Here is a 24,215-nt window from a genome sequence, read left to right as displayed (position 1 = left end):
ATGGTTGCCATGAGCCGAACGCATGGCTCGGCCTTAACAAAAGCTTTCAGTCGGGATCGGCCGCGGTCAGCACCTGCTTGATTTCCTGGAAGGCCGCGAGTCCGAACGGCCCGAGTTCGCGGCCGATGCTGCTCTTCTTGAAGCCGCCCCAGGATGTCTGAGGAAAGATCAGTTGCGGCGCGTTGATCCAGACGACGCCCGCCTGCAACGCGGCCGCCACGCGCTGTCCGCGTGCCGCGTCGCGCGTGACGACGCTTGCGACCAGCCCGAACTCGGTGTCGTTGGCGGTCGCGATCGCTTCGTCTTCCGTGTCGAAGCTGCGCACGCACAAGACGGGTCCGAAGATCTCTTCGCGCCACACGGCGCTGCCGGTGGGCACGTCGACGAACATCGTTGGCTGCACGAAGTATCCGGGTCCGTCGGGCGCCTGGCCCTGGACCACGAGGCTTGCGCCGTCCGCCTTGCCCCGCGCGATGAAGCGTTGCACGCGTTCGTGCTGCGCGCGGTTCGTGAGCGGCCCCATCTGCACGGCGGCGGCGAACGGATCGCCGACGACGGTGCGCGCGACCCGGTCGGCGAGGCGAGCGATCAGCGCCTGCGCGAGCGGCCGTTCGACCAGCACGCGCGACGTGGCCGAGCACATCTGTCCGGCATTGAAGAACGCACCGCCGATGACGAGATCGACGGCGAGATCGAGGTCGGCGTCCGCGAAAACGACGATGGACGACTTGCCGCCCAGTTCGAGGCTCACGCCCTTGATGGACTGCGCCGCCGCCTTCATGACCTGCTCGCCGACCGCCGTGCTGCCGGTGAACGAGACCTTGGCGATGAGCGGATGCGTGGTGAGCGCCGCGCCGACATCGGTGCCGGTGCCGGTCACGATGTTGAACACGCCGGGTGGCAGGCCGGCCTGCTCGACGATCGCGGCCAGCGCCAGTTCGGGCAGCGGGGTGAATTCGGAAGGCTTGAGCACGACCGTGCATCCCGCGGCGAGCGCGGGCGCGAGTTTCCAGGCCGTGGTCACCATCGGGAAATTCCACGGCACGATCAGGCCGACCACGCCCGCGGGTTCACGGCGGATCACCGCGCGATGCCGGTCGCTCGGGATGGCGATCGCTTCGCCCGGTTCATCCAGCCGTTCGGCCAGCCCGGCGTAGTAGTCGAAGGTGGCGACCACGTCGCCGACATCGATGCGGGATTCGGCGATCGGCTTGCCGTTGTTGAGCGACTGAAGCGCGGCGAGATGCTCGGCACTGGCTTCCACGCCGCGTGCGATCGCTCGCAGAAAGGCGGCGCGCGCGGCGCCCGAAGTCTGTTTCCAGGCGCGCCATGCGTGCGACGCGGCGCGCACCGCGCGATCGACGTCGGCGGGACCGGCCGCGTCCACTTCGGCGATCGTCTCTTCGGTCGATGGATTGATGACGGGCAAGCGTTGCCGCGTTTCGGGCGCGCACCAGCAGCCGTCGATGAAGAGCTGGGTGCGCAGCGGCAAGTCGAAGACGGGGCGTGCGTTCGCGTTCATGACGGCACCCGTGCAAACCAGTCGGCTTCGCGGACCTCGATCACGGTCGGGACGTCGCGCGATGCTGCGCGCCGCAGCTCGGCTTCGAGGGTCCGCGGGTCGTCGACTCTTGCGGCCTCGCATCCGAAGGCTTTGGCGAGCGCGGCGAAGTCGGGCGTGTAGATATCGACGCCGAAGGGCGTGATATCGCGTTGCGCCATGTATTTGCGGATCTCGCCGTAGCCGAAGTTGTTCCACACCAGCACGATCACGGGCACGCGCGCCTCCACCGCGCTCGCCAGTTCCGGCAGCGTGAACTGCAGACCGCCATCGCCGATCAGGCAGACGACCGGCCGCCTGGGCGCGGCGAGCTTCGCGCCGATGGCGGCGGGCAGTCCATACCCGAGCGTGCCGTAGCCGGTCGACGAGTTGAACCATGAGCGCGGCGCCGGTGCATCGTGGAGAAAGTTGCCCGCGTAGACCGGGCTCGTCGAATCGCCTGCAATGACGACGCCGGGCAGGGTGCCGACGATCGTGTCGATCAGGCGCTGCTGCGAGCGCATCGCGGCGTCGCAGCCGGCCAGGTTGGCGGCCCGCACCGCGGCGACGCGCGCCGCGCCCCAGTCCGTCGCGGGCGGGCGAACGGGACGCTCGTGCAGTCTCGTCGACAGCTCGCTCAACGCCTCGCGCGCGTCGCTGACGATGGCCACATCCGGACGAACGTTGCGCATCAGTTGTTGCGCATCGATATCGATGCGGATGAGCTTGCCTGCGATCGCAAAGCCGCCGTCGAAGACGACGTCGTAATCGGTTTCGCCCAGTTCGGTTCCGACCGCGAGCACTACGTCGGCTTCGCGGATCATCGCGCGGGTGTGCGGCAGCGACTGCGTGGACCCGATGAGAAGCGGCTGTCCGGACGGCAGCAGACCTTTCGCATTGGTCGTGAGCGCGACCGGCGCCTGCAGCCGCTCGGCGAGCTCGCGCAGTTCGGCGGCAGCGTCGGCCGCGCCGCCGCCAGCGAGAATCAGCGGGCGGCGCGCCTCCGCGAGCAGTTCCGCGGCGGCGGCGAGCGCGGCGGGGTGTGCAGCGGGTTTCGCCGCACGCACGGCGCACGACGCCTCGATGACGCCCGCCGGCGACACGATGACGTCGAGCGGGATCTCGATATGCACCGGCCGCGGCCGGGCGCTCTCGAACACCGCGAACGCGCGGGCCAGCACCTGAGGCAGATCGGCGGCATCGAGCAAGGTGTGCGAGAACGCGGCGAGCCCGTTGAATACTTCGCGCTGCGAGGGCAGTTCGTGCAGGCGTCCGTCGCCGCTGCCGAGTTCGCTGCGCGCATTGACGCTCGATATCACGAGCATCGGGATGGAATCGGCATGGGCCTGTGCCATCGCGGTCGCGATATTGGTCATGCCCGGACCGGTGATGATGAAGCACACGCCAGGCTTGCCGGTGACACGCGCATATCCGTCGGCCATGAAGCCCGCGCCCTGTTCGTGACGGGGCGTCACGTGCCGGATCGACGAGCGCGCAAGACCGCGATAGAGCTCTACTGTGTGCACCCCCGGGATGCCGAAGACATACTGGACCCCGTAAATCTCGAGCAAGGTGACGAGCGATTCGCCACAGGTTCGATGGCGCGAGCCGGCCTGGCCGTTTGCCGTTCTCACGTTGCGATCGTCGAAGTGCCTGGTGGATTCACGAAGGTTCATCGGTCGTTGCATTCCTGATTGGTTGGACTGCGGAGGCGGCTGGGGTGCAATCATTCTCGACGCGGCCCCGTCGCGAAGCCAATCGAAAAGATCTCATGGGGCGCATCAGATTTCGGCATGGGTCAGGCAGGCCGCGCGTGGATGGATGGCAGCCCCGCGGCGGGCTCGTGCTCCGTGCTTCGGAAGCGCATCGCGGATCTTCAGCTCGGGACACGCGGCTGCGTGAAATGCGACGCTCGCGCTGGTCGGCGGACCGATCCGCATCGGCCTGACAGATGAAGAGGTGGAACAGCGCGGCTCGCCGGATCCGGATAGTCCCTCGACTGCAATAGTTATTCGGGAAAGCGCGCATAGCATCCGGCAAACGCTTCGTTTGCTCGCAATGGGGGCGAACGTACCATCAGTCGTTCAACCCGCTCCCGGTCATTCCCGCCCGCCTGCCCATGAACGTTCCCCGCTATCCTTCCGCCGCGCTACGGCTCGATGCCGGCGCGCCCCCCGAACGGGACGACAAGCGCACAAACGATACGCGCGCGCTAGTCGACCTGCCCACACGCGAAGCGGCGCAGGCACGCGCGCGCACGTTGAGCGCGCTGCGCTCGCGGGGTTTGCGCATCGGCGTTCCGCTCGCGTTGATCGTGTTGTGGCAGCTCGCATCCTCGCTGCAACTCGTCGCGCCCGAAACCTTGCCGCCGCCGACCGTCATCGTCGCGGCACTGAAGGAACTGATCGCGGACGGCGAACTGCAAAGCGCGATCGGCGTGTCGCTCGTGCGCGCGGCGACGGGCTTGGCCATCGGCGGCGGCATCGGTCTTTTGGCGGGCCTGTTTGCGGGCCTGTGGCGCGTCGGCGAAGAGATCGTCGATGCGCCACTGCAGATGCTGCGCACCATTCCGTTCATTGCCCTGATTCCGCTCTTCATCACCTGGTTCGGCATCGGTGAAGGCGCGAAGGTCGCCGTGATCCTCGCGGCCACCATCTTTCCGATGTATCTCAACACGTATGCCGGCGTGCGCGGCGTCGATCCGAAGCTGCTCGAAGCGGCGCGCGTTTTCGGGCTGTCGAGCCGGCAGATGGCGCTGCGCATCATTCTGCCGACGGCGCTGCCATCGATCCTCGTCGGCGTGCGCTATTCGAGCGCCGTCGCCTTGCTCGCGCTCGTCGTCGCGGAGCAGATCAACGCGCAGAACGGCATCGGCTACATCCTCGTGAACGCGAACCAGAATCAGCGCGCGGACATCATCATCGCGGGCATTCTGGTGTATGCGGCGCTCGGTATCGTCACCGATCTCGTGATGCGCGCGCTCGAACATCTCGCCCTGCCGTGGAGGCCGCGTTTTGAACTCGCCTGACATCGAACGCTTCGACGCGTTGCAACAGCGCGAAGCCGCGCTCGAACTCGACCGCGTGAGCCGAGTGTTCGCCGGGCGCGCGGTGCTGAAGGACGTCTCGCTCACCATCAGGCGCGGCCAGTTCGTGTCGATGCTCGGCGCATCGGGCGCGGGCAAGACGACGCTGTTGCGCATCCTCGCCGGGCTCGATCGCGCCGACAGCGGTCGCGTGCGCGTCGCGGGCGCGCGTTCCGTCGTGTTTCAGGAGCCGCGTCTCGTGCCCGCCAAGCGCGTATGGGAAAACGTCGTCATCGGCCACGACCGCCTGGGCGCGGCGAAGCAGTCCGCGCTCGCCGCGCTCGACGAAGTCGGCTTGTCGCGCCACGCGCAAGGCTGGCCGAAGACGCTTTCCGGCGGCGAGGCGCAACGCGTCGCGCTCGCGCGTGCGCTCGTGCGCGAGCCGAAGCTCTTGTTGCTCGACGAACCCTTCGCCGCGCTCGATGCGTTGACGCGCATCCGCATGTACGAACTCGTCGCGCGTCTGTGGCGCGCGCATACGCCTGCGGTCGTGCTCGTGACGCACGACATCGACGAAGCGATTCTGCTGTCCGATCGCATCGTCGTGCTATCGCAAGGCGAGATCAGCGCGGATGTGACGGTCGATTCTCCGCGTCCGCGTTCGCGCGGCGACGAGCACGCCATCGCGTTGCGCGCGCGGCTGCTCGCGGAACTCGGCGTCGACGACGCTGCATTGCAAGCCGCGTCCCGAAACGCGGCATGAAGACTTCATTCACTCAGACCACACGTTCATGCGCATCAGGAAACGCTTCATCGCTTTTTTCGTGACGAGTTTCGTCGCGGGGTCGTCGGCATCGTTCGCGCAAGGCGAACCGCTGACGCTCACGATCGGCACGCAGGACGCCGCATGGCCATTGATCGTCGAAGCGTCGCACGTGCTCGACGGCGCGCCGTACAAAGTCAAATGGGCCGTGCTGACCGGTCCGGCGGCGCAACTGTCCGCGCTGTATTCGAAGGTGCTCGATGTCGGGCTGATGGGCGATACGTCGCTCATCATCGAACAGGGCAACGCACGCACGCCGTGGACCGCGGACACCGCGCCCTTGCAGATCATCGCGGGCTGGCGCAATCCGGATAGCAGCTATCCGCCTATCGTCACGGTCGTGCGCAAGAGCGCCGACGTCAAGGACCTCGCCGATCTCAAGGGCAAAACGTGGGGCTATAACTTCGGCGGCTTCAACTATCTGCAATACGTGCTCTCGTATGTGAAGGCCGGACTCAAGCCGAAGGACTTCGAAGCCGTCAAGTTCGGCGACGGCAACGTGTCCGCGTCCGCGTTCAATGCGGGGCAGGTCGCGGTCTATTCGGGCGGCTACGGCCCGGTCAAGGAAACGGTGGACAAGGGCGATGCGCGCGTCATCATCAGGAGCGACGAACTCGACATACCGGCGTTGTCCGTGTTCACCGCCCGCACCGACGTGCTGCGCGATCCGAAGAAGAGCGAGGCGCTCGGCGACTTCCTCGGCCGCCTGAAGAACTCGTGGACGTGGTGGGCGCAGAACGTGCCGGCTGTCGAGAAGATCTATCTCGAGAAGATGAAGCAAAGCCCGGCGCGCGCGAAATTCTCCGCCGAAAACGGACGTTCCCGGTTCTATCCGCTCGACAAGGAACTGGTGGCGCGCGAGCAGAAGATCGCGGACACGCTCTATAAATCCGGCGACATCAAGAATCAGATCAAGGTGGACGTAGAGTTCAACCCGGTGTTCGACAGGCAGGCCGTCGCATCGCACTGAAGCTTCGCGGAAACGGCGTGCCTTTCGTGCTGAAGGCACGCCGTTTGACTTACACGTCGAGCTTCGTATAAGGATTCGCGTAAGTGAACGGATCGCAGAGTAGATCGTTCAACGCATACTGCCCGACCGCGTGATATTTCCACCGCACGCTGTCGTGCAGCGTGTGCGTGCGCGCATTGCGCCAATGCCGGTCGAGATTGTGTTCGGAGCGCGTCGATTGCGTCCCCGCGAGTTCGAACAGCTTGTTCGATGCATCGAGCGCGAATCGCGTCGTGACGATCTTCGCTTCCGCCGTCGCGACGATGGCAGCGGCGACGGCCTCGCGCGGCGCGTTTGGGTCGCGCGCCCGGTCGATCGACTCGGCGGCGCGTGCGGTCAGCGCCTCGGCCGCATGCAAATCGACCGTCAGTGCGCCGATGTCGCGCAGCGTGTACGGGTCGTCCGTCGCATGCGATGCGCCGCTGCCGCGCGCGGGATGCGCGAACGCGTGCAGGAAGCGCTTCGTCTCATCGAGCGCGGCCCGGCCGATACCGAGATCGATCGCCGCATGGAGCACCTGCGACACGGCATTGGCCGCATCGATATACGGACGGCGCCCGCGCGCGACGATCTGCAGCGCATCGAGTTCGACCTCGTCGAGCCGCACCTGACCGCTCGCCGTCGTGCGCTGACCGAATCCCGACCAGTCGTCGATGACTTCGACGCCGCGCGCATGCCGTGCGACGAAAGCGGTCACGGGAAGACCGTCGTCATCGCGCGCGGCGACAGGAATCCAGTGGGCGAAAAGCGCGCCCGTCGAATACACCTTGCGGCCCGTCAGCACGAAGCCGTTGCCCTTCGCGCGGCGGCGCACGCGCGTCTCGTGCTCCGAGGGCAGACGGTCGCCCGGTTCGGCGGTCGCATTGCCAAAGCGTTCTCCGGCGAGCGCGCGTGAAAAGAAGAAGTCCTGCTGACTCGGCGTGCCGTCGTGTCGCAGACGTTCGAGCGTCGCGAAGTGATTCTGCGGAATTTGCCCGAGCGACGAATCCGCCGCCGAGATCGTATCGAACACCTGCGCGATGGTGCACACGGAGACATCGATGCCGCCGAATGCGCGCGGCACGCCGATGCCCCATAAGCCGCTCGCGCTGAACACTTCGATCTCGTCGAGCGGCAGCCGGCGATCGCGATCGCGCGCGGCGGCGTCGACGGCGAATTCGGCGGCGAGACGCCGCGCGGTGTCGAGGGCTTCGTCGTCCGAGCGGATGAGCGCCGCGCGCGTGAGTTGCTTGTCCTGTGTCATGCGGTTCCTGTCCTCTCGATGTTCATGCGGCACGCGCCGACGATGCATACTGGCTGGCCGGTCGCGGCAGGCCGAGATGATCGCGCAGCGTCGTGCCTTCGTAGTCGCGGCGAAAAATGCCTTTGCGCTGCAGGATCGGCACGACGTGATCGACGAAGGCCGCGAGGCCCGAAGGAAACACGTCGGCGTTGAGATTGAAGCCGTCCGCGCCGCGTGCCTGGAACCATTGCTCGATATCGTCGGCGATCTGCTCGGGCGTGCCGACGATCATCCGGTGGGCGCCGGGGTTGCGGTCGAGCAGATCGCGCACCGTGAGGTTCCCGCTCTTCGCGAGCGCGACCGTCGAGTCGATGAAACCGCGCGGCAGGTCCGAACGCGCGACCTTGCCGATGAGCTCGTAGGGCAAGGGCGCATCGATCGACAGATCGTCGGGCGCGAGGCCGAGTGCGCCCGCAAGCCGCGCGATTTCGCGATCGGTATCGAGCAGCGCGTCGAGTTCGGCCTTGCGTTCGCGCGCCTCGCGCTCGGTTCCGCCGACGACCGGATACAGCCCCGGCAGCAGCAGGAAATGATCGGGATTGCGGCCATGCGCGCGCACGCGGTCTTTCATCTCCGCGTAGAAAGCCTGCGCCGTCGGCAGCGTCGTCTGCGCGGTAAAGACGGCGTCGGCGAAGCGTGCGGCAAGCGCGCGTCCGCCTTCCGAGGAGCCGGCCTGCACGAGCACGGGCCGCCCTTGCGGGCTGCGCGGCACGGACAGCGGCCCGCGCACGGAGAAGTACTTGCCGCGATGCTCGATCGTATGCACGCGCGCGGGATCGGTATAGCGGCCCGACGGGCGGTCGGCGACGAAGGCATCGTCTTCCCAGCTGTCCCAGAGCTTCGTCACGACCTCGACGAACTCCTGTGCGCGCGCATACCGCTCTTCGGTCGAGAGCGGAATCTCGTGGCTGAAGTTCGCGGCGGCGTGCGTGTCGTAAGTCGTCACCGCATTGAACGCGATGCGTCCGCCGCTCAGATGATCGACCGATGCAAAGCGGCGCGCGAGATTGAACGGATCGTTGAACGTGGTCGATGCCGTCGCGATCAGGCCGACATGTTGCGTCGCGCCCGCGAGCGCGGTCAGCAGCACGGTCGGTTCCAGCGCCTGCGACGGGCCTTCGGCGTGATTGCGCAGCGACAGGGTATCGGAGAGAAACACCGCATCGAGCTTGCCGCGCTCGGCCGTCGCCGCGATCGCCTTGAAGAAGCTCAGATCGATGATCGAACGTGGATTGTCGAGCGTGCGCCAGCCCGCCGGATGCCGCCCGGTGCCGGTCACGTTCGTGTTCAGATGGAGTTGCCGTGGCCGCGTGGTGGTCATGTCGTCGTGTGCGGAGAGTTGGATCCGGCGAAGTCGCGACGCAGGCCCGCTTCGACGAGCAAAGGCAGCACCGCTTCACCGAAATAGGCGAGATCGGGTTCGAAGTCGAAAAAGGTCAGTTGCACGCCGTCGCATCCGGCGCGTTTCAGCGCGAGCAGCTTGTCGACGATCTGCTCGGGCGAACCGATCAGATGCAGATTGCCGCCGAGGATGCGCTGCTCGCGCTTGTGCTTCGACCACGCTTTCGCGTCGCTGCGGCTGCCTTGCGCGACGAAGCCGTCGAGCGCCCCTTCATCGGCGTGCGCGACGATGGCGTCGCGATACGCATACGCCTCGCGCTCTGTCGGACGGCATACGATCGTCGGGTTAATGAGCGTGCGTACGCGCCGTTCGACGCGCGCCGCGCCTTCGCGAATTTTTGCGGTATGCGTGGGCAAGGCGCCGATGGCGTCGTCGAAATCCGCGCCCGCCGGACTCGTGATGAAGACGAGGTCCGAATGGCGCACCGCATAGTCGATGCCGGCATCGGAGCCGGTCGCGTTGACGAGCACCGGACGGCGATAGCGCGGGCGCGGGCTCACGAAGGCATCGTCGAGCTGCCAGCGCGGCGTGCGGATCGTCAGGTTCGCGTCGCTGCGCCAGAGCGTGTCGAGCACGCCGACGAATTCCGCCGCGCGCGCATAGCGCTCGTCGTGCTCGATCATCGGCTGGCCGAACATCGCCCATTCGGTGGAGACGTGACCGGTCACGAGATTGATGCCCCAGCGCCCGTTCGAAATGTGATCGAGCGTCGCGCCGAACTTCGCGAGATGCAGCGGATGCCACGGCCCGTAGAGCGCATGAACCGTCGAGATCAGCAGGATGCGCTCGGTGATCGCGGCGAGCGCGCTCGTCGCGATGAATGCATCGAGCGACTGCTCGCGATACTTCATCTCGCCGCCGTGACCGTTCTTGCCGAGCCATTGCGCGAGCCCGAAGACGAGATCGAAGCCGAGCGCTTCCGCCTGCTTCGTCAGACGCGCGTTGTAGTCGAAGCGCCAGTCGGTGCCGCGCGGCAGCGTCGAAATGGACCAGCCGCCGTTCTGGATCGGCAGGAAGAGGCCGAGGATCAGCGGTTGCTGGAACGCCGCGTGCAGCGGACTGCCTTCGATGTCCGCCGGGCTCGATGCGCCGTCGAACGTGGGGCTCATTCCGCGCGCCCCGCGATGTCGGCGAGCCGTTCGCGGCTGCGGCGCGCGGTGGGCGTTTCGAAGTCGAGCACGTCGATGGACGCGATCGCATCGCGGTCCACCTGTTCGACGAGTTGCAACTCCCAGGCGAGATACGCGTTCATCTGCGCGGCGACCTGATCCGCCTTTGCGTGATACGGGCTGTACCACGCGTCGTCGTCGCCGGTCAGGTTGCCCGCGTCGCCGGCGTCCTGGGGCAGTCCGAGCGCGAGCCAGCGGCGCGTGCCGCCGATGAGCGCGGATACGCCGCCGCGCGTCTGCGCGATTTCCGCCGCGACAAGTCCCGCGAGCACGCCGTCTTCGGACGTGAGCACGATCGGCGTGTCGCGCGGCAAGTCGTTCAGATGCGCGAGAACGGCGCTCGCCGCGACGAAGCGCGCTCCCTTCACATGGGCACGGCGGAACGCGAGGCTGCTGTCGATATCGATGGTCTGCACGGCGCCCGCTTCGATCTCGCGCAACAACGCATCGGCTTCTATCCAGCGCGTGCGCGCGCCGTGCGGACGCACGCGCACGGCCTGCGCACCAGCTTCGAGGTGCTCGGCGACGAGCGATGCGCTCCCCGCATCGTCGAGCACGCGGACATCGAGATAGCCGAGTTGCTTGAGCCACGACGCCGTCATGCGCGCGCGCACCCCGTCGTCGTCGCGCAGCACGACGCGCGCATGCAGCGTGCCGACGTATTCGTCGGTTGCCTGCACGAGCTGTCCGCCGGGCGCGTTTTGCCAGCCTGCCGGATGACCCGCTTCGTATTCGAGCGGATCGCGCACGTCGAAGCGATACAGCGTGCGTTCCCCGCTTTCGCGTTCGAGCGCGGCGAGCGTGTCGCGGTCGATGACCGGCACACGGGCGCGGCGCGCGGCGGCGGCGGCGAGCTCGCGCGCTGTCGCGAGCGCCTCGCCTTCGGGGCGCGGCGCGGTGCGGATCTTGCCGTGTTCGAGTTCGAAGCCTTCGAGCAGCCACGACATGGAGCCGCCCGTGAGCGCGGCGACCGGGTTCGGCACGCCCGCGTTGATGAGCGACTGCGCGCCGAGGATGCTGCGCGTGCGGCCCGCGCAGTTCACGACGATCAGCGTATCCGGCGACGGCACGGCAGCGAGCGCGCGATAGACGAGTTCCGCGCCCGCGCAATCGATGCCGCCGGGAATGCTCATCGTGTTGAATTCGCCGAACGGACGCGAGTCGAGCACGACGAGATCGTCGCCGGCATCCTGGCGGGCCTTCAACGTCGAGGCGTCGATGTTGGGCGTATGCAGCTTGTGCTCGATGACTTCGCCGAATGCCTTGCCCGGCACATTGGTGCCCGAAAAAACTTCGAAGCCCGCCTGCGCCCAGCCTTCGACGCCGCCTTCGAGGATCGCGACGTCGGTATAACCCCAGCGTTCGAGCGAGGCGGCTGCGCGCGGCGTGTACTCGCCGTGGGTATCGACGAGAACGATGGGTGTGCCGCGGCGCGGCACGAGGCGATCGATCAGCAGTCCGAGCCGGCCCACCGGCGCAACCGACGAATAGAACAGACGCTTTCGCGCGGAGACGCCTTCCTCGCGCACGTCGAGCACGGCGAGTTCCGAGCGTTGGGCGATGAGCGTGCGCAACTGCGAGGCGGATACGGAACGGGACATGAGAGAGAAGTCCTTGAAAGTAGGAAGCGGAATCGAGAAATCAGGCGTACGGCGGGCCGCCGCCATCCACATAGAGACGCGTCCCGGTGACGAAGCGGGCATCGTCGGAGAGCAGATACGTGACCGCCGCCGCGACGTCGTCGGGCGTGCCGGGGCCGTCGAGCGCGGTGAGACGCGTGGGTTCGGCATCGACCTGGCCGGTCGTCATCGACGCGAAGCGCGGCGATTCGATCGGACCGGGCGCGACCGCGTTGACGCGCACGCCATGCGGCCCGTACTTGCGTCCGAGACCTTGCACGAGCAGGTCCAGCGCGGCGTTGACGCTCGAACCGGGGAAATGCGTATCGATGTTGCGCGAGGACGCGACCACATGCGCGCCTGCGCAAGCGAGTCTTCGCACGACGGCCGCGCCGAGCGCGCCGAATGCGCCTGTGACCCAGAAAACCCGGTCATTGAACTGATCGTGACTGGACATGGACGGATGCACATGGGATGGAAGCTCTCCATGTTGATTCCTCGTGTCGTCAGGACGAACGGATCATTTCGCGAAAGCTCTGCACGATGGGCGTAATGGGCTTGCCAGCGACCGGTCAATTTGCTTAGCTGATTAACTTGGTTGGCGCGACGCGGCCTCTCTCCTAGTGTGTATCGCTCCGAAATGCCGGCCGCGAGAAAGCGCGCGCACCATGAACAGACATCTGCATTTCAACGCGTTCCACATGAACGCGCCCGCGCATTCGTGGGCCGGATTCTGGCGGCATCCGCGCGACCGTTCTCTCGAACACAACACGCTCGGCTACTGGATCGAACTTGCGCAGACTGCCGAACGCGGCCTGTTCGACGGCGTTTTTTTGGCCGATGTCTTCGGCATCTACGACGTCTACGGCGGCGGCGTCGACGCGACGCTGTTCTCCGCCGCGCAATCGCCTTCGCACGATCCGCTGCTGACGGTGCCCGCGATGGCGCATGCGACGAAGCACCTGGGCTTCGGCGTGACCGCCAATTTGACGTACGAGCATCCGTATCAGTTCGCGCGGCGTTTCTCGACGCTGGATCATCTGACGGGCGGGCGCGCTGGCTGGAACGTCGTCACCGGATATCTGGAGAGCGCGGCGCGGGGCATGGGACTGGAGAAGGCGCGCGAGCACGACGAGCGCTACGCGGCGGGGGAGGATTTCCTCGAAGCCGTCTACAAGTTATGGGAAGGAAGCTGGACGGAGGGCGCGGTCGTGCATGACAGGCGCGCGGGCAAGCCTTACACGGACCCGTCGAAGATCCGCCGCGTGTTGCACGAAGGGCCGTACTTTCGCGTCGATGGCTTCAATCTCGTGGAGCCGTCGCCGCAACGCACGCCGGTGTTGTATCAAGCCGGCGCATCGGGACGCGGCAAGGCGTTCGCCGGCAAGCATGCCGAATGCGTGTTCCTCGAAGGCCAGACGCCTGCCATCGTCGCGGCGGCGGCGCGTGACATCCGCAAGCATGCGGTCGATGCCGGCCGCGCGCCTGACGACGTGCTGCTTTATCTCGGCGCGACCGTCGTGGTGGCGCGCACGTCCAGGGAAGCTCGGGCACTCCACGCCGAATACGCGGAATATGTCGACACGCTCGGCCAGCTCGTGCTCGTGTCGGGATGGACCGGCATCGACTTCGCGGCGATGGATCTCGACGAACCGATCCGCTATGTCAAAAGCAATGCGCTGCAATCGACCGTCGAAAACCTGACGAAGCGCGCCGGGCGGCCGATCACGCCGCGCGACATGACGCGCTTCGATCAGATCGGCGGGCGCGGGCCGTTCATTGTCGGCGAGCCCGGAGAAGTGGCGGATCAACTCGTCGCGTGGGCCGATGAAACCGGCGTCGATGGCTTCAATCTGCGTCGCACGGTCATGCCGGAGAGCCTGCATGCGTTCGTCGATCTGGTCGTGCCGGAGTTGCAGAACCGTGGCCGATACCGCACGGCGTATGCGGACGGCACCCTGCGCGAGAAGCTGTTCGCGGGACGCGGGCCGCATCTGCGTGACACGCATCCCGGCGCGCGTTATCGCGCGGGCTGAGAAGCGCCGCCCGCGATGCGGTGCCGATTTCATAGACAGCATGGGCCGAGTACCGAACTCCGCACTGCGTTATCGGGAGGAGCGCAGGACTTGATCTACCAACTTCGCCAGATCCGCCATTACGGGTCGGCAGACGCCTGCCTGTCAACGCAATTCGCCTGTCGGGCGATGGTGTTCTATTCGCGATCCGCGCGCGAAGCGACATCGCCAAGCAGGGAAAAAAGTCTCCGCACGTCCAAGGGCTTGACAAAGTGATGATCGAACCCGGCGGCGATCGCCTTCTCTTTGTCCTGTTGCAAGCCGTATCCAGTTACTGCGATGAGAACTTTGCGCGCGGTCTCCGGGCGGCACCTGAGTTTGGACGCCAACTGATATCCGTCCATGTCGGGCAAGCCGATGTCGAGAAGGCATACGTCGGGATTCCACTGTTCGACTTCCTTCAGGGCTCCATTGCCGTTTGCCGCGACACGTACTTCATTTCCCAAGGTTTGCATCAGCATGGCAAGCGTCTCCGACGCGTCCGGGTTATCGTCAACGATCAACACCCGCAATTGGGATAACACAGGCAGCTCAAGAGAATTGTCCGTCTTGTCATTTCGTTGGACATTCGAGGTTTCAGCCTGCTTCAGGCATACAACAAACGTGCTGCCTTCGCCGGGACCTGCGCTGTACGCGGTGACGGTACCTCCATGGAGTTGGACCAGACTCTTGACGAGTGCGAGTCCTATCCCCAGTCCACCTTGAGAGCGATCGGAACTGCGTTCGCCTTGCGCGAACAAGTCGAAGGCGCGCGCGGCAATTTCCGGCGTCATCCCGATGCCGTTGTCAGCTACGACGGCTTTGACACAGTCGTCGTTCAAGCTCACGGTGAAGTCGATAACGCCTGCTTCCGGCGTGTACTTGGCTGCATTATTGAGCAGATTGACGAAGACTTGGGTCAGCCGCTTCTCGTCTGCCCGTACCAGCGCCGCCGTCGAGGACGTACGCAGCGAAAGACGATGCCTTTTCCTCTCGATGATCGGTCTGACCTGCTCGATTGCGTCAGCCGCAACCCGATTTGCGTCGAGCACCTCGACGTTGAGGTTGATCAGTCCCTGCGTTACCCGTGACACATCGAGAAGGTCATCGATGAGTCCCGTCATGTGTTTTACTTGTCGCGAGATGATTTCGCACGACTTGCTGACCCGTCGCGCATCGTTAGGTGCGACCCTCATCAGTTCTGCCGCGCTTGCGATAGGCGAGAGCGGATTGCGGAGTTCATGTGACAACATGGCGAGGAATTCGTCCTTCCGTCTATCGGCGAGACGCAACCCCTCTTCGGCGTTGACGCGATCGGTGATGTCCAACTGTGCGACAACGGCGCCGACGATGGCGCCATGATCGTCCCTGATGGGGGCCCCCGTGCTCAGTAATGTCCGTCGATTGGGCGGGTCATCGAAGCTTTCGATGGAGACGATATCCCTGGCGGCGGCTTCACCGTTTAAAACGCGCGCCGTAGTCCACTCATGGGCGGTGAGTGGATGACCGTGTCTGTCTGAATGATCGGCCCAGCGTCCTTTCCACATCTCGAAGTCTTCGATGTTTTGTGGGCGCGGATGATTCTCGCCCCAAAACTGAGCAAACGATCGATTCACTCGTTCGATCGCACCGCCTCTGTCGCTGACGACAATGCCGATCGGCGCGGCTTCCAATACTGCGTCCAGGCGGCGGGTAGCGTCCAGTGCTTCGCGCGCGGCGCTTCTTGCGTTCCGCTCGCTGGCGACCAGACGTTGCTCATCTTCTCGCTGCTCGGTAATGTCAGAAAAGAGGACTCCCACCTGATGAGGCGTTGCAGCGTCAGGGCGGAATGCATAGATGTCGAACCAGCGTCCTAGCTGCGACGCCTCCCTCTGTGCGTGAATCGGGAGGCCATTCCTGGCGACCGCGCCATAGATATCGAAGAAGTGGCGGTCGTGGCCGGGAATCACTTTGGAAACGTTCTTTCCCACGACGTCCACCAAGCCCGTGTGCGCCTGGAATGCGGGATTCACCATGACGAACTTGTAGTCCATTGGCTCCGCGCCCTCATCGAACGATAGCTCGATGACGCAGAACGCCTGGTTGATCGCATCAAAGAGGCTTCGGAATCTCTGTTCGCTTGCGGCGAGCGCTTGCCGGGTCAAATGCGCATTCGTGACATCGGTCGTGGTATGGGAGACGCAGAGCAGCGTGCCCTCTGAATTGAAAATCGGCGTGTTGACAGCACTCCAAAAGCGTTCTTCGTAACGTGTCTTCCCGTCGTCGGTGGTCACCCAGAGCGGGAATCGCTGTAGCGGCAATGTCTGAGGTTCACCCGTCTCGATTGCACGAGCAATCGATTGGCGCAGCGCTTCGACCCCTGTGTCTTCCGGATCAGCTTCATTGTGGGGGAACACATCGAAAAGGCTCCGTCCGACCATCTCTTCTCTGCGAAGCGTCGAGGCCTTGAGGAACGCATCGTTGACCGCAAGGATGATTGCGTCCCGTGTGGGGGAGAGCAAGTAGCTCCCGACGGGCGCCGTGTTGAAAATTTCTGCGAAGATCTCAGGGGAGGCCATGGGGACGGAGGCGCGGCAGGAGACGCCTTGAATTCTCCGGAGGATGGAGAAGGCAGTTGCGCAACATCCGTGCCGCCGCTTCAGGGTAAGCGATCAGACGACGGCGCTGGCGTGCGCTCACGCCGGCACACAGCGCGGTGCGGGGTGCCGCGAAAATATTACCGACACGCGGCCGCTGAAGCGCGCCGACGCATGGAGTCCGACTCAAGCGGCCGGGTGCGGATGCCGATAAGAAAAGAACCCTCGAATTCATTAGAACATGCCGTACAGATGTCGATCTTCACCCAGCCGCCAAGTCTTTGTTCCGCTGATGCACCGCTGCACTTTGTCGCCGGACTGTTCATGGCCGCGTTCGTCGGCGCGTGCGTGACGCCCGCGTGTGCGGCTACCGCTCCGTCGCTCGCGCGCGCATCGCTCCAACCGGAGAACGAAGACCTGGCTTCGATGCCGCTCGAGTCGCTGATGAGCATGACCGTGAGTGGTGCGACGCGGGTCGCACAGTCCGCGGCGAGCGCGCCTGCCGCCGTCATCGTACTGACCGCCCGTGACATACGCGACTACGGCTGGCGCACGCTGGCCGATGCGCTTGCAACGCTGCCCGGACTGTATATCACCTCCGATCGCATGTACTCGTATCTCGGCGCACGCGGTTTCCAGCGCCCGGGTGATTACAACAGCCGCTTCCTGCTGCTCGTCGACGGAATGCGTTTGAACGACGGAGTCTATGATCAGGCGCCCGTCGGCTCCGACTTTCCGATCGACATGGATCTCGTCGAGCGTATCGAATACATACCCGGCCCCGGCTCGGCCGTGTATGGTTCCAATGCGTTGCTTGGCACCATCAACGTAATCACAAAGAAGGGCAGCGAGATCGGTGGCGTTCAACTCGCCGGCGCTGTCGGCAGCTTCGGTGAGAAACAAGCTCGAGCGACGTATGGTTGGCATGGCGCGCACGGCGCGGACCTCGTGCTGTCCGCGACGGCTTACGAGCGCCACGGCCAAGACCTCTTTTTTCCCGAGTTCGATACGCCGGACAACAACAACGGCGTAGCAAACGGACTCGATGGCGAGCGCAACCAGAAGTTGTTCGCGAAGTTCGGCATCGGCGGCTTGCGCATCAGCGCGGGCTACGGCAACCGCACGAAGGACGTTCCGGGCGCGCCTTACGACGCTGTCTTCAACGCACCCTTCAGCGTAACGGACACGCATTCCTTCGTGGATGCCACGTACACGCATCATTTGCGCAACGACATTGCGATCGACTATGAGCTTTATTCGGGGCGTTACGACTACACGAGCCGTCAGCTCGTCTCGCCCGCGCCGGGCATCAGCAACGTCGATGGCGATCATGCCGTGTGGTACGGCGGCGATGTGCATGCGACCGTGCGCACGGTGCCGCGCAATCGCATCGTGGCCGGCGTCGATTACACGATAAACACGGCACGCGACCAGTGGAACTACAACGTTGGGCCGTATGAGCGCCTGCTCGACGACCATCGCGTCAGTCAGCGCGTCGGCGTGTATGTCGATGACGAAATCAAACTCGCCGAGCCGCTGACGCTCGACATCGGCGGCCGCTTCGATAGCGAGACGCGCATCGGCGGCAATTTCAGTCCCCGTATCGCGTTGATCTGGCGGCCGACCGCAAGCGATACGTTCAAGCTCGTCTACGGCACCGCATATCGCGCGCCGAATGCCTACGAGATGTATTACGCAATTCCCGGCGAAGGCGGGCAGCTTGCGAACCCCTGGTTGAAGTCGGAACGTATCGGCACGCAGGAGTTCGTCTACGAGCGTGCATTGGGCGGCACGGGACGCGTGACCCTCTCGTTGTTCCGTTACTCGCTTCGGGACCTCATCACCGAGTCCATCGACCCGGATTCGGGTCTCTATGTGTTTCGCAACGTCGATCGCGCGCAGGCACGCGGCGCGGAACTCTCATGGCAGCAGCAGTTTGCCTCGGGCGTGCGCGCGCGGGCCAGTTACGCCTATCAGTTCTCGCGCGATTCCGTGTCGGGCGGCGCGCTTCAAAACTCGCCGCGCCACATGGCCAAGGTCAACGTGAGCGTCCCGCTGTTTGCCATGTCGGCGCGCGCAGGTTCCGAAGCGCAGTGTCTGTCGTCCCGGCTCGCACAAGCGGGTTCGGCGGGGGGCTACTGCGTCGTCAACGTGTCGCTCCACAGCCGGAAACTTATCGCGCCGGCAGATGTGTCGCTGTCGGTTTATAACGTCTTCGACCGCCGATATGCGGATCCGGCCGGCCCCGGCTTCGCTCAGAACGTCATCGTGCAGCAGAGCCGCACGCTGCTGGCGAAAATGGTCTACGGGTTCTGAAGATGTGGATCCGTCGAGGCATAGCGCTCTGTTTGTGCACGGCCGGTTCGCTCGCGGCATGGTGTGCGCACGCGCAGGTAGATCTGCCAAAGCTCGAGAGCGCCTACATCTTCAACTTCACGCAATTCACGCAATGGCCCGCTGAGCGCGCTCGCGGTGTCGAATTGCGCGTCTGTGCGAGCGAGCGCAGTTCGCTGCGCGACGCGCTGGCTGGACTCAATGGGCGGCTGGTGGGTGCGCGCGTGTGGCGTTTTATGACCGTGGGCAGCAAGGGGGCCGGCGAATGCGACGTGCTTGCCCTGGACGACGGCGACAGCACGAGCGCGGAGATGCGCGAGGCATTGCGGTCGGACGATGCAGTGCTCGTCATCGCGGGCGCCGGCGCGACCGCACCCGGTGAGGCGGTCATCAAGCTGATCGCGGAGGACGAACATTTGCGCTTCGACATCAGCAACACCGAGGCCTTACGCCGAAAGCTGGTTCTTAGCTCGAAACTGCTGCGGCTTGCAAGGAGACTCAAATGACCATGCGGAGCAGCAGTCGGAGCGCCGAGCGTCTGACGGTGCACGCGAATCTCGTGAGCGTCGGCATTGCGCTGGTGGTCGCGAGCATCGTGCTTCTCGTGTACCAGGCGGTGGCATTCCGCAGCGCTCTCTATGACGATGCGTCGCTGCAAGCGTCCGTCATCGCAGAGAACGTCAGCGCATCGTTGATGTTCGATGACGAAGCGTCGATGACAGACGTCTTGCGATCGCTGCGCCGGGTTCCCTACGTCGAGAGTGTCAGCGTATATCGCGACGACAACCGGATCTTCACTCGCTACGCGCGCGCAGGAATTAGCGCGGAGCACATCGACGAGGGTACGCTCGCGTCGACGGAGCATCGCACGACACTCTCGCTCGGTGACGTCTACGTGCGCGCGACGATCGAGCATAAAGGCCACAAGCTGGGACATGTGGTGCTCGTAGCAACGAGCGACCTGGTGCGTCGACAACTCCTGCAATATGCGTGCTTTCTCGGCGTCGCGTGTCTGGGTGCGCTCTGGGTTTCGACACTCGTCATGCGCCGGATGCGGCGACGAGTGACGGAAGCGGAACGCGAGTTGGAGCACCTGGCGCGCACGGACCCGCTCACGAGCCTGTCGAACCGGCGTACGTTCTATGAAACGCTGGAGGCGCGGCTCGGGGCGGCAAAGGACCCGCATCGCCATCTTGGTCTCGTGCTGATCGATCTCGATGACTTCAAGACGGTGAACGACACGCTCGGTCACGGGGCCGGCGACGAACTGCTGCAGCATGTGGCGCGCGTGCTGACGAGTGCCGTGCGCGGTCGTGGGATCGTGAGCCGGATGGGCGGCGACGAATTCGCCGTAACGGTAGAGTGCTCCTGGAAACGGAGCGCGGTTGAGGAAGTCGCGAATGAAGTCGGACACGCACTCTGCCAGCCCGCGATAATCGACGGCGACGAGATCAGCGTGACGGCGAGCATCGGCTATGCGAGCTTTCCGGAGGCCGGGCACGACAGCGGAAGCCTTGTCGCCAGCGCGGACATCGCGTTATACGAAGCGAAAACGCGCGGCAAGAACATGGTCGTGGGATTCTCTCGTGAACTGATGAATGCAGCGCATCGCCGTGCGTATCTCGAAGCGGAATTGCGCAAGGCCGTCGACGGCGGTGCGCTCGATCTCGTCTATCAACCGCAGTTCGACTGCCGCAACGGTTCGCTCGTCGGTGCAGAAGCGCTGACGCGGTGGACGCATAGGGACGAAGGCGTCGTATCGCCGGCAGAGTTCATTCCGATCGCAGAGAACAGCGATCTGATCGTGCGGCTCGGGCGTTCGGTGCTGCAGCGCGCGTGCGTCGCAGCGGCGACGTGGAGCGCCGACCATCAGAACGTGAGCGTTCGCGTTGCGGTGAACGTGTCGGCGCGGCAGTTGCGGCATCCGGCCTTTGTCGACGACGTCCTCGCGGCGCTCGCGGCGAGCGGCCTCGCACCCGGGCTGCTCGAGCTCGAGCTTACCGAGAGCCACCTCATTGCCAACCGCGAGACGGCGCTCGACGTGATGAATCGTCTGCGCACTGCGGGTGTGCTGTTATCCATCGATGACTTCGGCACAGGGTATTCGTCGCTCTCGTATCTGCATGCCTTCCCTGTCAATACGATCAAGATCGACCGTTCATTCATCGAAAGGCTTCCAGAACATGGACAGCCCATCGTGACGGCGATCCTGTCGATGGCTCATAGCTTCGGGCTTGACGCGGTTGCCGAGGGGGTGGAAGACGCGAAACAGCTCGCGTGGCTGATGGAAGCGGGATGCGACGTCGTCCAAGGTTATTTCACCGGCACGCCCATGTCGATCGACAGATTTCGTGCCCTTCTACGAGAGCATGCATTGGCGCAACAGACAGGTACGTCCGGGATCATCGCCAATGATGAACACCCGCAATCGGCATAACACGGGCAGCTCAGGAGAATTGTCCGTCTTGTCGTTTCGTTGAGAGACCGGAAGAGGGTGCAAGCGGATCAATCACGTCGCAGTCGGCTCTCCGGACATACTGAAGACCATCGACGGCGGGCCTAACGGAGCGACTTCTTCGCGGGTTGAAATTCCAAGAAGATCCAGTAACGCGATCAAGCGACGGCGATCGCGGGCGGACAGTCCCGGAAACACCAGAAGCTTTTCCGTCTGAGCAGCCCAGTATTCACGGCGGATCAATGTGGGTCGGCATATCAGGGTGTTGACGGACCGTTCAAGTTGCCGAATTTCATTTTCGAGGATCACCCCAGCCTCCTGCCATGTGCATGAACTCAAACCGCGTCCCCGAACGTACTACCGAGGTAGCGTTTGCATCGGAAAGCGGTACTTTTCTCATCGAATCAGTCATCTTTTTGCCAAGTCCGGCGCATCGATTCGGACCGGCTTCTGCAATCCCAATTCGGGCTATGCGACGCATCAAAGCGCCATGTACGGCTGCTCGAAACGCCTGGTCACGCAAACGTTGGCGCTCTTGCGTGGCGTTATGGCCTGTTGCTTGCAGCGGATAACGGCAATTTGACGAGACGAGTTAATACGGGAAAACCAGTATTTCGCGGCATAGGCGATTCCTGCTCGCCGCGCCGAGGCCCGACGGTCGGGAAGTGATGGAAACGGCGCGTGGACCGCTGCGGCGCTAAGCCCGTGGTGAGCGCGCTTGCACGAGTCTGCGAAATTCTTCCGATCGCATCGGCAGTTCTTGAGTGGAATCGGTGATACCGCAAAGGGGGCTGAGGGGCACTTGTGCGCCAGACGTCCTTGCCCACTCGGAGAATGTTGTTGAGACCGCAGACGCCTCGACAGTGGGATGTCGCCGAGGTTGTTGTCGCCGGTTCGTAAGCGCTGGACCGATGGTTGCCTTGGCGAAAGATCGAGAGGTTGTGCTAGACGGTCTTAGCCGGCCAACTCGAGCCGTTAATAGTCGGTGGAGGATCCGAGGGAATCGAATATCTTTCGAAGTGAGCGATTCCCTTGTTCGCCGGGTTTTTCGATGACCGCGTCATCGAAAGCCCCGACGCGGCGAATTTCAGCTGGCGACCGCCCTGCCGCTTATTACTTCGGGTGGCTCGCAATGAAATTCTTGACTGCCATGTACGAGGCCTTCTTCGTCTTGCCATCGCTTTGCAGCATGCCGTAGTTGCCTTCCTGGGAGTCGTACAACTCGAAACCTTGAATCGACTGGATGTTGTACTTCGACGCCTGGGTGTAGTACTGCTGCATCATCAGGTTACCGGTCAGGTAAGAAGCGATAGTGTCATTCGCGCCATATTCCGGACGCACGCCGAACTCGTTGATCCAGACGGGCCTGCCAAAGGAACTGATGATACCGAGAATGTCGTGACACCCCGTGCCCCCGCACGCATTCGTCATGTCGCCCTGGTCGGAGTACCAGTGCCATGCGGTGATGTCCCAGCTGACGGTCGGGTGACCGTGTGTTCCGTCGGGCTGTGAGCCGTCGAGAAGCATCTGAAAAAACGCAATGTGCTTCCATGTGCCATCGACGATAATCTTCGCGGAACTGTCGACCGACTTCACACCCGCGATCATGCCGCGGATCACGCCGCGCGCGATCGTGAACGGCCGGTTGCTGTATTGCCACCAGATGTTGCCGTCGTAGTTTCCGGCCAGCGCGGCAGAATCCAATTCGTTGGCGACTTCGTAGTAAGTGTACTTATAGGTCTGTGCCGTTTGCTGACCCATTACGAAGCCCGCATTGTAAGCCGCTTCCTCGCTGTCAAAACCCAGCCCGAGCAGCATCACCGGATACACCTGAACCCCTCCTGCCGCAAACTGTTTGGCAACGGTAGCGAGCACTTTGGCGGATGCCAAGTTGTACACGTCGTTGCGGAAAATCTTCACGCCAAGGTCTTGGAGCTGCGAGAGCTGTGTCGCGTAGGGCGTGTTGTCATAGGCGCCGCCGTTGGTAATGTGACCGTTCATGCCGTAAAAGATTGAAGCCGTGGTGGCCGCCTTTGCGGTCGCCTCCGGCATATCGGTGGCTTTCGCCGTGGCGGCCTCGACGGCGCCTTCGCCGCCGCCGCCGCATGCCGCGAGCATCAGACTGGTGGCGACGGCAACGACGGCCGCCGAGATATTGACGAGGCGGAAACGGTCACGCAAGCAATGGCCAGGTTTTCTGTGGTTTGTCATGGTAGTTAGCAATACGAATTGATGTGTTCCGAAGCCGTGGGCGTGCGGACTGATGACGCCTATTTCTCTAAGTCGGTAGTCAGACCGCGATGGAATGCAGGTTTCTGACTGAAACGCCCGGTTGCTGCAGTTCGGTCGGTACGCTGTATGGACCGGAGCGTTAGGGGATTAATGAGGACGACTTGCACGGCAAGGGACCCGGGTTCGCAAATCGGCCGCAATGTCGCTCCGCGATGTTGCTACCCCGTCGACCTTTGAGGACGCATAAGGACTAGCCAAAATTACCGAATGGATGAGCCTTATAAACAGTTTTACGGCAAGCTTTGTGCGTTCTTTAGGTTATTCGGAACGGGATACCGAAGCGCAGTCGCTTTGAATCTGGGTAATAGGTAATAATTGCGGATGCGCCGGGAATCTTTTGCACATTCCGCGGATCGACGCCAGCCCGGCAATGACTCAGCCGACGGTCGCGGAAGCAGCGCGGGAAGTGGTGCACTACACGTCAGATCTGAATGTGACTAGTCGGCCGGCCTGCAAATAAAGCGGCGCCACCGTCGAGTATCAAGTAAGCGATCCTAATAAATAAAGTGGCGCCGGCCTTCGTGGCTTCCTGGGTCCGGCGCGATAGAGCTTTCGCCGCTGTATTCTTGACGTCGACCGATGCTTCTTGAATCGGACGCATTGCGAATCTGCTCTCCTTAACTGAAGGTGAGCCG

17 protein-coding genes are annotated in these 24,215 nt (G+C 63.8%); 7 read left to right on the top strand and 10 right to left on the bottom strand.

Features of this window, described 5'->3' with window-relative positions:
- Positions 1 to 46 precede the first annotated feature (46 nt).
- Both NCS67_RS29815 and NCS67_RS29810 read right to left on the bottom strand, forming a co-directional pair.
- Positions 47 to 1,522, bottom strand: a complete 1,476-nt coding sequence (locus NCS67_RS29815; protein ID WP_250437722.1) for an aldehyde dehydrogenase family protein — start codon at positions 1,520 to 1,522, stop codon at positions 47 to 49.
- Positions 1,519 to 3,216 (bottom strand): 5-guanidino-2-oxopentanoate decarboxylase, encoded by a 1,698-nt coding sequence (locus NCS67_RS29810; protein ID WP_250437721.1) that lies wholly within the window; start codon positions 3,214 to 3,216, stop codon positions 1,519 to 1,521. Before NCS67_RS29810 ends, NCS67_RS29815 begins: the two co-directional genes overlap by 4 nt.
- 443 nt (positions 3,217 to 3,659) lie before the next feature.
- Between NCS67_RS29810 and NCS67_RS29805 the strand changes: the two genes are divergently transcribed.
- From NCS67_RS29805 to NCS67_RS29795, 3 genes are all read left to right on the top strand, one after another.
- Positions 3,660 to 4,568, top strand: coding sequence for an ABC transporter permease (locus NCS67_RS29805; protein ID WP_008345455.1), 909 nt, complete (start codon positions 3,660 to 3,662; stop codon positions 4,566 to 4,568).
- Complete coding sequence (locus NCS67_RS29800) at positions 4,555 to 5,328, top strand: ABC transporter ATP-binding protein (RefSeq protein ID WP_250437720.1); 774 nt, start codon at positions 4,555 to 4,557, stop codon at positions 5,326 to 5,328. Before NCS67_RS29805 ends, NCS67_RS29800 begins: the two co-directional genes overlap by 14 nt.
- A 61-nt stretch (positions 5,329 to 5,389) precedes the next feature.
- Positions 5,390 to 6,358 (top strand): ABC transporter substrate-binding protein, encoded by a 969-nt coding sequence (locus NCS67_RS29795; protein ID WP_235366136.1) that lies wholly within the window; start codon positions 5,390 to 5,392, stop codon positions 6,356 to 6,358.
- 49 nt (positions 6,359 to 6,407) lie between these two features.
- On the opposite strand, the gene NCS67_RS29790 is transcribed toward NCS67_RS29795, so the two are convergent.
- Genes NCS67_RS29790 through NCS67_RS29770 form a run of 5 tightly spaced genes read right to left on the bottom strand, consistent with a single transcriptional unit; the run spans position 6,408 to position 12,326 of the window.
- The gene (locus NCS67_RS29790; RefSeq protein WP_250437719.1) at positions 6,408 to 7,640 is read right to left on the bottom strand and encodes an SfnB family sulfur acquisition oxidoreductase; all 1,233 of its coding nucleotides are present in this window, start codon (positions 7,638 to 7,640) and stop codon (positions 6,408 to 6,410) included.
- A 22-nt stretch (positions 7,641 to 7,662) separates the two neighbouring features.
- Positions 7,663 to 9,000, bottom strand: a complete 1,338-nt coding sequence (locus NCS67_RS29785; protein WP_250437718.1) for an LLM class flavin-dependent oxidoreductase — start codon at positions 8,998 to 9,000, stop codon at positions 7,663 to 7,665.
- Positions 8,997 to 10,190 (bottom strand): LLM class flavin-dependent oxidoreductase, encoded by a 1,194-nt coding sequence (locus NCS67_RS29780; RefSeq protein ID WP_250437717.1) that lies wholly within the window; start codon positions 10,188 to 10,190, stop codon positions 8,997 to 8,999. Before NCS67_RS29780 ends, NCS67_RS29785 begins: the two co-directional genes overlap by 4 nt.
- Positions 10,187 to 11,851 carry a rhodanese-like domain-containing protein gene (locus NCS67_RS29775; RefSeq protein ID WP_250437716.1) on the bottom strand — a complete coding sequence of 555 codons (1,665 nt, stop codon included), beginning with the start codon at positions 11,849 to 11,851 and terminating at the stop codon, positions 10,187 to 10,189. Before NCS67_RS29775 ends, NCS67_RS29780 begins: the two co-directional genes overlap by 4 nt.
- Before the next feature lie 40 nt (positions 11,852 to 11,891).
- Positions 11,892 to 12,326 (bottom strand): SDR family NAD(P)-dependent oxidoreductase, encoded by a 435-nt coding sequence (locus NCS67_RS29770; RefSeq protein ID WP_250437715.1) that lies wholly within the window; start codon positions 12,324 to 12,326, stop codon positions 11,892 to 11,894.
- A gap of 211 nt (positions 12,327 to 12,537) precedes the next feature.
- Here NCS67_RS29770 and NCS67_RS29765 point away from each other — a divergent pair, with 211 nt between their 5' ends.
- Positions 12,538 to 13,905, top strand: coding sequence for an LLM class flavin-dependent oxidoreductase (locus tag NCS67_RS29765; protein ID WP_250437714.1), 1,368 nt, complete (start codon positions 12,538 to 12,540; stop codon positions 13,903 to 13,905).
- 176 nt (positions 13,906 to 14,081) lie between these two features.
- Here NCS67_RS29765 and NCS67_RS29760 read toward each other — a convergent pair whose 3' ends face one another.
- A complete protein-coding gene (locus tag NCS67_RS29760) occupies positions 14,082 to 16,481 on the bottom strand; it encodes a hybrid sensor histidine kinase/response regulator (RefSeq protein WP_250437713.1) in 2,400 nt (799 codons plus the stop codon).
- Between the two features lie 192 nt (positions 16,482 to 16,673).
- Between NCS67_RS29760 and NCS67_RS29755 the strand changes: the two genes are divergently transcribed.
- The 3 genes from NCS67_RS29755 to NCS67_RS29745 are packed head-to-tail and all read left to right on the top strand — an operon-like array spanning position 16,674 to position 21,270.
- Positions 16,674 to 18,815, top strand: a complete 2,142-nt coding sequence (locus NCS67_RS29755) for a TonB-dependent receptor plug domain-containing protein (protein ID WP_250437790.1) — start codon at positions 16,674 to 16,676, stop codon at positions 18,813 to 18,815.
- Between the two features lie 2 nt (positions 18,816 to 18,817).
- Complete coding sequence (locus NCS67_RS29750) at positions 18,818 to 19,339, top strand: YfiR family protein (protein ID WP_250437712.1); 522 nt, start codon at positions 18,818 to 18,820, stop codon at positions 19,337 to 19,339.
- A complete protein-coding gene (locus NCS67_RS29745; protein WP_250437711.1) occupies positions 19,336 to 21,270 on the top strand; it encodes a putative bifunctional diguanylate cyclase/phosphodiesterase in 1,935 nt (644 codons plus the stop codon). The genes NCS67_RS29750 and NCS67_RS29745 overlap by 4 nt, the downstream gene beginning before the upstream one ends.
- Before the next feature lie 72 nt (positions 21,271 to 21,342).
- On the opposite strand, the gene NCS67_RS29740 is transcribed toward NCS67_RS29745, so the two are convergent.
- Together NCS67_RS29740 and NCS67_RS29735 are read right to left on the bottom strand one after the other, a co-directional pair.
- Positions 21,343 to 21,597: a hypothetical protein gene (locus NCS67_RS29740; RefSeq protein ID WP_081851829.1), complete on the bottom strand. Its 255-nt coding sequence runs from the start codon at positions 21,595 to 21,597 to the stop codon at positions 21,343 to 21,345.
- 804 nt (positions 21,598 to 22,401) lie between these two features.
- On the bottom strand, positions 22,402 to 23,469 hold the full coding sequence (locus NCS67_RS29735; RefSeq protein ID WP_008345468.1) for a hypothetical protein: 1,068 nt from the start codon (positions 23,467 to 23,469) through the stop codon (positions 22,402 to 22,404).
- Positions 23,470 to 24,215 lie beyond the last annotated feature (746 nt).

The organism is Caballeronia sp. ATUFL_F2_KS9A (assembly GCF_023630765.1).
Lineage (GTDB): Bacteria > Pseudomonadota > Gammaproteobacteria > Burkholderiales > Burkholderiaceae > Caballeronia > Caballeronia zhejiangensis.
The sequence above is the reverse complement of the archived record's forward strand: the minus strand, read 5'-3'. Positions and strand labels throughout refer to the sequence as shown.

Excerpts from the sequence above, each read along its gene's own strand:
- NCS67_RS29765 (WP_250437714.1), top strand. The coding sequence starts at position 12,538 with ATGAACAGACATCTGCATTTCAACGCGTTCCACATGAACGCGCCCGCG.
- NCS67_RS29745 (WP_250437711.1), top strand. The coding sequence starts at position 19,336 with ATGACCATGCGGAGCAGCAGTCGGAGCGCCGAGCGTCTGACGGTGCAC.
- NCS67_RS29760 (WP_250437713.1), bottom strand. The coding sequence starts at position 16,481 with ATGGCCTCCCCTGAGATCTTCGCAGAAATTTTCAACACGGCGCCCGTC.
- NCS67_RS29785 (WP_250437718.1), bottom strand. The coding sequence starts at position 9,000 with ATGACCACCACGCGGCCACGGCAACTCCATCTGAACACGAACGTGACC.
- NCS67_RS29775 (WP_250437716.1), bottom strand. The coding sequence starts at position 11,851 with ATGTCCCGTTCCGTATCCGCCTCGCAGTTGCGCACGCTCATCGCCCAA.
- NCS67_RS29750 (WP_250437712.1), top strand. The coding sequence starts at position 18,818 with ATGTGGATCCGTCGAGGCATAGCGCTCTGTTTGTGCACGGCCGGTTCG.
- NCS67_RS29815 (WP_250437722.1), bottom strand. The coding sequence starts at position 1,522 with ATGAACGCGAACGCACGCCCCGTCTTCGACTTGCCGCTGCGCACCCAG.
- NCS67_RS29770 (WP_250437715.1), bottom strand. The coding sequence starts at position 12,326 with ATGTCCAGTCACGATCAGTTCAATGACCGGGTTTTCTGGGTCACAGGC.
- NCS67_RS29790 (WP_250437719.1), bottom strand. The coding sequence starts at position 7,640 with ATGACACAGGACAAGCAACTCACGCGCGCGGCGCTCATCCGCTCGGAC.
- NCS67_RS29780 (WP_250437717.1), bottom strand. The coding sequence starts at position 10,190 with ATGAGCCCCACGTTCGACGGCGCATCGAGCCCGGCGGACATCGAAGGC.
- NCS67_RS29755 (WP_250437790.1), top strand. The coding sequence starts at position 16,674 with ATGGAGTCCGACTCAAGCGGCCGGGTGCGGATGCCGATAAGAAAAGAA.
- NCS67_RS29810 (WP_250437721.1), bottom strand. The coding sequence starts at position 3,216 with ATGAACCTTCGTGAATCCACCAGGCACTTCGACGATCGCAACGTGAGA.
- NCS67_RS29805 (WP_008345455.1), top strand. The coding sequence starts at position 3,660 with ATGAACGTTCCCCGCTATCCTTCCGCCGCGCTACGGCTCGATGCCGGC.